The following is a 9,884-nucleotide window of genomic DNA, read 5'->3' on the forward strand; positions in this document are numbered from 1 at the left end:
ATTCCGAGTTCTTCACGGACGACCATCTCGTTCCTAGATACCGGCTATACTTAAACGGCGTTTGACGGAAGTCGGCCGGCGATTGATCATTAAACAAATAAACGTACCAAATGCGACTGCCCTTTGATGTTGGAATGATAGATGCACACTGTTTTGACGCTCCCCGTTCTGCAGGGCGAGGCAACCGCGTCGCTACCTCCAGCAAAATCGCGAGCCTCGTTGTTGGCCAGACAAAACTATCAACGAGAGATTGGCACCCGTCTTACGCCGGTTTCATCCTCTCGCCAAGTTAGCGAATTTTCGGGAATTCTGGAACGCTTCCTCCACGTCCTCTGCTGGCAGGTTAAGAACCTCGGCATTGCGCGTGAGGGCTTCGGCTTCGTCTACTTCGATAATAGGAAAGATAGCTCTTTGCCCCCTCGCGGGCTTCCAAGCAGGGCGCTGGCGAGGAGCTGTGTCGACAGTTGCCCCATTTGTCGCCCCGGCCGCCTTTTGCCGTGCCAGCATGATGCCGGCTACTAAGGTTTCCTTTCGAGGCTCGTGATCCTTCCCCTCGTCGGCCCCCTTCCGTCGTGGGGCAGAAGTCGAGAAAAACAAACAGAACAGGAGCTTAAAATTCGATGAGAGTTTCGCCGGAAGCTAGCGAGTTTGTTGAGGTGTTCGAAAAGAAGTCGCTGCCCTCCAAAGCGCGAGCTGTGATAATCGGGGGCGGGGTGTCCGGATGCTCAGTAGCATATCACTTAGCAAAGCTCGGATGGAGCGACGTAATTCTGCTTGAACGCAAAAAGCTTACCTGTGGGACAACCTGGCATGCAGCCGGCTTAGTGAGTGAGCCGCCTATAGCTTCAACGCCAAACCTTTATAAGTACTCAATGCAATTGTACTCGAGCTTGGAGGATGAGACAGGGATCGCAACCGGACTTCGCCGCGTCGGATCCTTGTCTGTCGCACTCACCGAAGAGCGCAAGCACGAGTTATACAGGCAACTGTCCCTCGCGGCTGCAGTAGGTGCCGAGGCGCGAAAGCTCTCTGTAGATCAACTTAGGGAACTACACCCCTATGTAGATGTATCTGACGTTACTGCTGCTCTCCATTTTCCTAATGATGGGCAATGTGATCCAACTAACGTCACGATGGCGCTCGCAAAAGGCGCACGTATGCGCGGCGCTGCCATATTTGAAGGAGTGCAAGTCACTGGTGTTCAGACGACAAACGGCCGGGTGTCGAGCGTGACATGGGAGAAGGAGGGGGAGCGAGGGATCATTGAAACAGACCACATCGTAAACAGCGCTGGGATGTGGGCGCGGGAATTAGGCTCAAGAAGCAACGTGGCGATTCCACTGCACGCCTGCGAACATTTTTACATGATCACGGAACCGATAGAACGGCTGACCCGACTCCCAGTACTTCGTGTTCGTGACGAGCAGACGTACTACAAGGAAGATGCAGGAAAAATTCTTTTTGGGGCGGTCGAATTGAAGGCAAAGCCGTGGGGGATGGATGGCATCCCGGAAAGCTTTTGCTTCGATCAGTTGCCTGAGGACTTTGAGCATTTCGAACCTATTATGGTGAAGGCTCTGAAGCGCATGCCGATCCTAGCCACGGCCGGCATCCGCACCTTCTTCAATGGGCCGGAAAGCTTCACGCCGGACGATAACTACCTCCTGGGAGAGGTTCCCGAACTCAGGGGCTATTGGGTAGCGTGCGGTTACAACACCGGAGGGATAGCCTCGTCGGGTGGTGCGGGCCTAGCGCTGGCCCAGTGGATGAATGACGGCGAGCCCCCATTCGATCTGTCGGGCGTGGACATCCGTCGGATGCAGCCTTTTCAGAACAATCGTTCATACCTAAAGGAGCGAGTTTCGGAGATAGTGGGGCTTACTTATGCCAACCACTTTCCGGCCCGTCAGATGACAACGTCGCGCGGTGTTCGACGCTCCCCGATTCACGAGCATCTTAAAGCGCGGGGCGCGGTGTTCGGTGAGGCGGTCGGATGGGAGCGAGCCAACTGGTTTGCCGGGGAGGGGCAGGAGCGCGAATACCGGTACTCTTGGCACCGCCAGAACTGGTTCGATAATCAGCGCGCCGAGCACGTGGCGGTGCGGGAACGAGTCGGTCTTTTCGACTTGACCTCATTCGGAAAAATCCGTGTAGAGGGACGAGACGCCTGCAGCTTCCTCCAGCGGCTTTGCTCCAACGACGTCGACGTGCCGGTCGGCCGGATCGTCTATACGCAAATGCTGAACGAGCGCGGCGGCATCGAGAGCGACCTCACCGTGAGTCGCCTCACGGAGACTGCTTACCTGCTCGTCGTTTCGGCTTTCGCCTTGCATCGCGATTTGTCTTGGCTCCGGCGGCATGTGGGCGACGAGTTCGTCGTTATCACCGATACGTCGGCTTCGGAAAGCGTCCTGGCGGTTATGGGACCGAGTTCGCGCGAACTGCTCGGCAGAGTAAGTCCAAATGATCTTTCCAATAAGACTAATCCGTTCGGCACGTTCCAGGAAATTGAGATCGGCATGGGTTTGGCGCGGGCGCATAGGGTGACATATGTCGGCGAGTTGGGCTGGGAGATTTTCGTCCCAACTGACCAAGCCGCGCATGTCTTCGAAGTAATCGAGGCGGCTGGCGTAACTGTCGGCCTCAAGCTATGTGGGCTGCATGCCATTCTCTCGTGCCGCGTCGAAAAAGCCTATCGGGGGTTTGGCGAAGATATTGGCAGCGGCGATCATGTGCTCGAAGCAGGATTGGGCTTCGCAGTAAGGACAGCAAAGCCTGGATTTATCGGACGAGATGCCGTGCTGAGAAAACGTGAGGCGGGGCTTGAGCGTCGGTTGGTTCAGTTTCGGCTCACAAATCCCACTCCACTGATGCATCACAACGATGTCATCTTCCGAGACGGTCGGATCGCGGGAACAATCACGTCCGCTGACTACGGGCATACACTCGGCGGAGCCATAGGTCTTGGATATGTACCTTGCAAGAATGAAAGCGAAGAAGAGGTTCTCTCCTCATCTTACGAGATTGAAATCGCAGGCGAGCGCTTTGCGGCGGACGTCTCGCTTAAGCCGATGTATGATCCGAAGAGCGAGCGGGTGCGGGCCTGAGTGCGATTGGGGGCGTTGAAGATCTGATATTGATCACGGCTTGAGGCCAAATTGCTGCCGAGTTGATACTACTTTCTCGACTGGATTTTGGTCGGGCTCTGGCGAGGATGGAGGACCCGCAGCTCACCGACACGGCGAACCTGTCTAACAGGAGCGAGCCCGGGCTCGCCACCCATCGCAAAGCCGACTGCCATCTGGCTTTCGCCGAGCTGGACCCTTAGCTAAGCTTTCGGTTGGACCGTTTCAGAAAGCCTCTTGGTGAAGAGGCGGCGCGGCCATTGTGAACTAAAAAAACAGTCGTGCGTGGAGTCGGGTTTCGACAACCCCGTCCCTGCCACGGCAGCTCGATCAACCAGCTCAGGTAGTGACTGTGGACGCGGCGGTTCGGTCTGCCCACATGCACAGCACGAGTCCCTCGCCTTCGGCAGTTGTGTGTGTCAAGTTCTGCAAAAAAGGCGTGGCATTCAGCGGTGACGTTGGCGTGTTCGCCGCGCAGCCCCGTGTTTAGCGGAGCGGCGGACATGGCGGGCCGCGTCTCAGGCGGCCAGTGCTCTCAGGTTCTCCTTCTTGTGCTCGCGCAGGTGATCCATGTTGAGGTAGCGGGTCGCCTCGAGCCAGTTCTCGTGGATCTCCACCGCCAATGCCCGAACCAGCCGCAAACAGCTCTGCGGGTTGGGGAAGATGCGAACGACCAGGGTGCGCCGCTTGATCTCCTGGTTTAGCCGCTCCAGCATGTTCGTCGACTTCATGTGCTTGTGATGCGGCAGCGGCAGTCGGTAGAAGCTCAGCGTCTCCTCGATGTTGTTCTCCACCCAATCCACCAGCTTCGGGTATTTGGCCTGCCATTTGGCGATCCACTGCGCCAGGTCGCGCCTGACCTCGCCTAGGTCGCGCCGGTCATAGAACCATCTGAGCTCCATCAGGCAGTCGTCGTCGACCTTGCGCGGCACATAGTCGAGCGCGTTTCTGAGGAAGTGCACGTAACAGCGCTGCCAGACTGCCTCGGGCAGGACTTCGCGGATCGCTACCCTGAGCCCCGGATGGTCATCGGAGACGACGAACTCGACGCCGGCGAGCCCGCGCTGCTTGAGCCCTGCCACGAACTCGCGCCAGCTCGAGTGGCTTTCACGGTTGGCCAACTCGACACCGAGCACCTGGCGCCGGCCCTCCCAGTCGACGCCGATCGCCACCAAGACCGCCTGGCTGGCGATCACGCCGGCCTCGCGCGCCCGCTCATAGCGCGCGTCCAGTATGAGGTACGGGTAGGGTTCGGCAAGCCGCCGCTCAAAGAACGCCTTTAGCGCCTCATCCAGCCGCGCCGTCGCCTCGCTCACCGTCGAGGCCGAGAAGGAATGGCCGCACAGTTCCTCGGTGATCGCCTGTGACCTTCCGCGTCGACACGCCTTGCACGTACATCTCGACCAGCGCCGATACCGTGCCTTCTCCGAGCGTTGATAACGCTCGAACAATTCCGTCGAGAACCGGCCGGTCCGATCCTGCGGAACGCGAAGTTCCAGGACCCAACCCGCGTCACAAGCTTGCGCTCATAATAGCCGGACCGGTAACCAACCCGCTCCGCCGTCCGCTCGCCTTTCTCGGCCCCGATGGTCTCCGTCATCTCGGCTTCCAAAGCCTCCTGCACGACAGCCTGCAAAACCCTGCGGAAGCCGTCCTCATCCGACAACAGCAACGCTTTCAACTCGCCTCTGCTCAGTCTAAATTCTCGTTTGGTCATGGCACTCCCCTTCCACGGGAATCGGTGATCGAAACGTCACCAGCGTGCCATGGCCGCCACTCACCTCAGAGCATGGGCCGTTCCCTCTCCAAAGCTTTTTGCAGAACCTTCAGGACAGTATCCCTTCGGCCGACCACAGGCACCCCTGTCGTCCTGCGGGAGAATTTGTGCAATCGAAAACCTTCGGTTGAAATGAATGAGCGAAGGCATGGAGCACGGGCAACTCACGGCGTCGCGATTCCGACTCCATGAACTTGTTGGCACCCGCAACGGCCGCGTCCTGGACAGACTACTCCGAACAGATAGCCCCTTTTGCGGCGCTATCGGCCGATTCGCAGGTTTTGTGCCCGCTAGCGATTCGCTCCCGCGGCCAAGGTTGCATGCTAACGAAACAGCAAGCGTCTCCTTCCGACAGTGCTCTATCTATCCTCCGTCGCGAGCGCAACCCATCCCTGCAATTCACGCCAGTCTGGCTCAAGCCTCGCGAATCGTGCCAGCCTGAATGAGGATATGTCCGCGAAGCTACAGGCGCCGTCGACAACTACATCGCGGATCGCTCGCCCGCTGGACGGCGAAAGACCGAAGCCCACGCTCGACATGGTCGCAACAAGCACATTAGGAAAAGTCGAAAGTCGGTCGATCACCGGACGCCCGTCCGGCGTATTCTCGATCACGCCGGCCCAGGACCGGATGATGCGGGCATGCGCGGCCTTCGGCATCATCTCAATCAGGCGGCGGCCGATATGGCCCATCAGCGGGGTCGAGGGATTTGCAAATACGCCTCCTTCTGGCAGCTCCAGCCATTCGTGTGGGCCGCCTCCAAAGGCCAGATTGCCCCTCAGTGTCTGCCGGCCGTGGAGCCCATTTCCGTCTACACCACCGTAAGGCATCAGGGGAAGCGGCTCAGTAACGATCATTTCGGCGCGCGCGCTTGCCATAGGAACCTCCTGCCCCAGGATCGCGGAGAGGTGACCAGTTTGCGGCCCTGCTGCGATAACCAGTTGATCGCAGCCAAGCAGGCCACGCTCCGTCTCGACGCCTACTACTCTCTCACCTTCGGTGCGGAATCCTGTGACCGCGCAGTGTTGCATCAGCCGGCCGCCATGATCCTGCATCCCCCAAGCATAACCTTGGACGGTGCGATGTGGATTAGCGTGCCCCCCGAAGTGGTAAAAGTGCGCGCCAGCGACGTTGTCGCCGGCAAGGGGAACGAGTTCACGGAGTTGCTTCTGATCGAGAAGCTCACACCGATATCCAGGATTCAATGCAGCAGCGCTGCGTTTTTGGACCGTTAATTGCTCCTCGGTCACGGCGAGGTGGATGCGATTCGCTGAGAACTCTGTCGGATAACCGAGTAGTTCATCCATGATCGGCCACAGCCGCAGCATCTCGGCGTAGAGAGGCGAAGTGACGTGCCCGCAGCCGCCGCCGTTGCGGCCGGACGCCTCCCAACCGACAATGCCTTTCTCGATCACTAGTACGTCAACGCCGGATTGTGCCAGCCACCAGGCGGCGCTCAGGCCTGTAACACCGCCGCCGACGATGACTACTGACGCACCGTTGATCTCAGTCATGGCCGCCTCGCTGAAGATTCACTCGCGCGACGTCACTTCATTGGTCGCCACGGTAAAAAATTCGGGAATCTCGCATGGGGATTGCCATTGCGAGGGGATTCCGAACCAGAGTTCCCAATGTCGGGCCTGATCTGCCGTTTCGAGAAGTTGGCTCGCAATCACCAGCGGCAGCGGTCGCACCGGCGCGCGGTAGCCTGCGAGTGGAACAGCGCCGAGTGGCACGGTGGCCTGCAGCGCGAGCAAGGCCGCTATCTGCTCGCGGCAGCGCCGTCCTTGGCACGGCCCCATCCCCGCGCGGGTGAGCCGCTTGACGTGGTCCGGGTTTGGGGGAGCCTTGTCCAGCAGGGAAAAGAGCGACCGGTCGTTGCGGGAGGCGCCTTGCCAACCGAGATACCGTGGCGGACGCACCTCGAGGATCTCGCGGGCGGTGACCTCCTCACATTGACATACGTGGAACTCGGCGCGCGCCTCTATGACGCTGGCGCGTACCCAAGCCATACGGTAAGCTGATATATCGTAGGTCGGCACGTCGGGCTCCGGGACCTCCGTCAGTTCATAATTTTTGGCGTCCCCCAGAATGGCGCCGACTGCGCGTTGGCCTTCGCCCGCGGCGATGCTGCGATCGAGCGACTTCTCAGGCCAGATGCCGGCACAGTCGCCGACCGCGAAGACGTTGTGGACGCTGGTTCGCTGATCCATATCCATCACCGGCGCATAGCCGCCGCGTTCCGGCTGAAAAGCGATATGACAGCCGAGAGCGGCGAGGACATCGACGACCGGAGTCGTGCCAACCGCCAGCACGACGCCCTCACATTCGATTCGGCGCTCTTCGCCGACGGCTCGACCAGTCTTGTCAACCGCGGCGATGAGAACTCCCTCGACCGATTCCCGTCCCAGCGCCTCGCGCACGATATGATGGGTCAGGAATTCGCAACCGGCGGCGCGCAATTTGGTCACGAGGTGGCCGGGACCGACGGGCTCGGCAGCCTGTTCCACAATCGCCGTGATCTCAACGCCGGCGTCGTGGAGTGCTACGGCAGCACTCAGCGCCTCTGCCGAGGTGCCGAGGATCACCACACGCCGAGGGTTCAGGGCTCCGAGTCGTGCCGCGAGTGTAACCGCCGCCGTGGCGCCAATTACGCCCGGCTTCTCCCAGCCGGGGAAGCCTAGACCCATGTCTCGCCGGCCGGCCGCCACGATGACGTGTTCGGCGCCGATTAGCCAGCCGCGTTCCTCATCGGCCAGGCCGGCAACCGTGCCGGGCAGCCAGTGGACACCGGGACCATTCGCATAAAGCCCCCAACAGGTGGTGCCGAGCCGCACGTCCACACCAGCCTCGAATGCTGCCTGGATTAGTGGCTCGGAAGTGACGAATGCCTCAATCATAGCATTGCGGTTGCGCACTGCGCTGGACATGCCCTGCCCATAGTGCAGTGGCACCTCGTCGCACATTGTCTTGAAGAGGACCGGGTTCTCATCAATGAGCACGACCGCCAGGCCCCTCATAGCCCCCTCAATAGCAGCGGACAGACCGGCAGGACCCGCGCCAACTACCAAGAGCTGGGTCTGTTCCTGGAGGATCAACTCTTTCCCTGCAACGGACTTTTCATCAATTTTCATGGGTCCGGCTATTGAATACTGTTGATCATTCGTCTCGATATGGAAGGCACTCGTCCGCCACCGTTCGAGATTGCATCGAAGACTCGCGGACGTCGCTTCGTGCGTTGGACAACGCATCAGCGGCCGGCACTTGAGCACACCAGTTTGAATTCTTAATCATCTATAATGTCCGTTGAAGTTCATTCGCCATGAAGCCTTATGTCAAATTCAGTTTATGAATTGGGCTAATCTGATTTCGAGATGAAGCGAAGTCATCGTAAGGTGATACTGTCCGGTTGGCGGCGTGGTCGCATCGGTTGCAACAAGGTCACCCACGGTCACCGTATGCCTAATACGCTCGACTTCCTGCTCGAAATCGATCCCTCGTCGAGATCTGGGGACTTTTTGAGCCGTCGCTCCTATCAACTTTACCCGCTTTCAAAGGCCTGAGGATAGGGCCTTGCCTCCCTGCCCAGGGCAGTCCTCACAGGCTAAGTTAAGAACGCAGCTAGGACATGGCTGCTTCACAATTGCCTGTGGAGCTCGGGGAGTATCTGGAAAAGGTCGCCGACGAGGCCGTAGTCGGCAACCTGGAAGATCGGCGCTTCCTCGTCCTTGTTGATGGCGACGATGACCTTCGAATCCTTCATGCCGGCAAGATGCTGGATGGCACCGGAGATGCCGACGGCGATGTAGAGATCGGGGGCGACCACCTTGCCGGTCTGGCCGACCTGCCAGTCGTTCGGCGCATAGCCGGCATCGACGGCGGCACGCGAGGCGCCGACGGCGGCGCCGAGCTTGTCGGCGATCGGCAGGATGACTTCCTGGAACTTCTCCGAGGAGCCCAGCGCGCGGCCGCCCGAGATGATGATCCTGGCCGAAGTCAGCTCCGGACGATCGGTCTCGGAAAGCCTGTTCTCGACGAAGCTCGACAGGCCGGGATTGACTGCTGCCTGAACCGTCTCGACCGGGGCTGAACCGCCCTCGGGTGCAGCCTGGAAGGAGGCGGTGCGCACGGTGATCACCTTCTTGGCGTCGCTCGACTGCACCGTCTGGATGGCGTTGCCGGCATAGATCGGCCGCTTGAAGGTGTCGGGCGAGACAATTTCGATGATCTCCGACACCTGCGCGACATCGAGCAGCGCTGCCACGCGCGGCGCGACGTTCTTGCCCGACGAGGTCGCCGGCGCGACGATCGTGTCATAGGCGTCGGCGATGCCGACGACGAGCGCCGCCAGCGGCTCGGCGAGGCGCTCGATGAGTTCGTCGGCTTCGGCAAGCAGCACCTTGCTCACGCCGTTGAGCTTGGCGGCCGCGTCGGCGGCGGGCCTGGCGCCGTTGCCGGCGACCAGCACATGCACGTCGGAGCCGATCTGCAGTGCCGCCGAAAGCGCCTTGGCGGTCTGGTCGGAAAGCGTCGCATTGTCGTGTTCGGCAATCAGAAGAATTGTCATCTCTCTATTCCTTGATCCACTTCAGTGGGACGTCTCGAATTCATGTCGGGCCGGTCGAAAACGATTGGGTTCGAGAACCGGAGCGAAGCGTGCTTCAGTACGTGAGCCTAGGTGAGCGGAGAAACCGGCCGTTTGCAGGCCGGCCTCATCGGATTTCATTAGAGCACGCCGGCTTCGTTCTTCAGCTTGTCGACCAACTCGGCGACGCTCTTGACCTTGACGCCCGCCTTGCGGCCGCCCGGCTCCTCGGTCTTGATCACCTTCAGCCGTGGCTTCACGTCGGCGCCGTAATCAGCGGGAGATTTCTCGTCGAGCGGCTTCTTCTTGGCCTTCATGATGTTGGGCAGTGACGCATAGCGCGGCTGGTTGAGGCGAAGATCCGCGGTGACAATCGCCGGCATCTTCAACTCCACCG

The 9,884-nt window shown here is 59.8% G+C and carries 5 protein-coding genes and 1 pseudogene; 1 reads left to right on the forward strand and 5 read right to left on the reverse strand.

Features of this window, described 5'->3' with window-relative positions; genetic code table 11:
* The first annotated feature begins 620 nt into the window (after positions 1-620).
* Entirely contained in the window at positions 621-3,107 is a 2,487-nt protein-coding gene (locus tag NMG70_RS30455; protein ID WP_254027911.1) for a GcvT family protein, read from the forward strand.
* Positions 3,108-3,643: 536 nt separating this feature from the next.
* On the opposite strand, the pseudogene NMG70_RS30460 reads toward NMG70_RS30455, so the two are convergent.
* The 5 genes and pseudogenes from NMG70_RS30460 to NMG70_RS33420 form a co-directional block, all read right to left on the reverse strand.
* Positions 3,644-4,842, reverse strand: a pseudogene (locus NMG70_RS30460) (IS256 family transposase).
* A gap of 419 nt (positions 4,843-5,261) precedes the next feature.
* Entirely contained in the window at positions 5,262-6,416 is a 1,155-nt protein-coding gene (locus NMG70_RS30470) for an NAD(P)/FAD-dependent oxidoreductase (protein WP_254027913.1), read from the reverse strand.
* Positions 6,417-6,434: 18 nt separating this feature from the next.
* Positions 6,435-8,036 (reverse strand): FAD-dependent oxidoreductase, encoded by a 1,602-nt coding sequence (locus NMG70_RS30475; protein ID WP_254027914.1) that lies wholly within the window; start codon positions 8,034-8,036, stop codon positions 6,435-6,437.
* Between the two features lie 503 nt (positions 8,037-8,539).
* Positions 8,540-9,469: an electron transfer flavoprotein subunit alpha/FixB family protein gene (locus NMG70_RS30480; protein ID WP_254027915.1), complete on the reverse strand. Its 930-nt coding sequence runs from the start codon at positions 9,467-9,469 to the stop codon at positions 8,540-8,542.
* 158 nt (positions 9,470-9,627) lie between these two features.
* Positions 9,628-9,884 (reverse strand): electron transfer flavoprotein subunit beta/FixA family protein (locus NMG70_RS33420; protein WP_436798490.1); only part of this gene is annotated, 257 nt, incomplete at its 5' end.

The organism is Mesorhizobium ventifaucium (genome assembly GCF_935822925.1).
Classification (GTDB): domain Bacteria; phylum Pseudomonadota; class Alphaproteobacteria; order Rhizobiales; family Rhizobiaceae; genus Mesorhizobium; species Mesorhizobium ventifaucium.

Bases quoted from the DNA above. Each gene is read 5' to 3' on its own strand.
- NMG70_RS30455 (WP_254027911.1), top strand. From the start codon at position 621: ATGAGAGTTTCGCCGGAAGCTAGCGAGTTTGTTGAGGTGTTCGAAAAG.
- NMG70_RS30470 (WP_254027913.1), bottom strand. From the start codon at position 6,416: ATGACTGAGATCAACGGTGCGTCAGTAGTCATCGTCGGCGGCGGTGTT.
- NMG70_RS30475 (WP_254027914.1), bottom strand. From the start codon at position 8,036: ATGAAAATTGATGAAAAGTCCGTTGCAGGGAAAGAGTTGATCCTCCAG.
- NMG70_RS30480 (WP_254027915.1), bottom strand. From the start codon at position 9,469: ATGACAATTCTTCTGATTGCCGAACACGACAATGCGACGCTTTCCGAC.